Origin of the sequence: Halomonas borealis, from assembly GCF_004798905.1 — a bacterium.
Taxonomy (GTDB): Bacteria; Pseudomonadota; Gammaproteobacteria; order Pseudomonadales; family Halomonadaceae; genus Halomonas; species Halomonas borealis.
The window spans coordinates 1-310 of record NZ_SDMO01000047.1 but is presented as its reverse complement, the minus strand read 5'-3'; the positions used below and the strand labels follow the sequence as shown (position 1 = coordinate 310).

Annotated in this window: 1 pseudogene; it reads left to right on the top strand. The window is 31.6% G+C overall.

Going from position 1 to position 310, the window contains the following annotated elements:
• A pseudogene (glyA, locus tag ETC07_RS15050) lies at positions 1 to 310 on the top strand (serine hydroxymethyltransferase); the annotation flags it as partial.

Here is a 310-nt window from a genome sequence, read left to right as displayed (position 1 = left end):
GTTATTGCTGATGAAACAGACAATCAAATAATCTTAGTTTCTTTCATAAATAAAGAAGTCTCAGGAAAAGATGCTGATGCAGCATTACAAAATGCTGGTATTACTGTAAATAAAAATACAGTTCCAGGTGAAACAAGATCTCCATTTGTAACATCAGGTGTTAGAATTGGATCTCCTGCATTAACTGCTAGAGGAATGGGTGAGAAAGAATTCGAATTAATTGCAAATAAAATTTGTGATGTATTAGATGATATTGAAAACACTGAGTTACAAGCTTCTATTAAATCAGAGCTTAAAGACTTAGCTAATA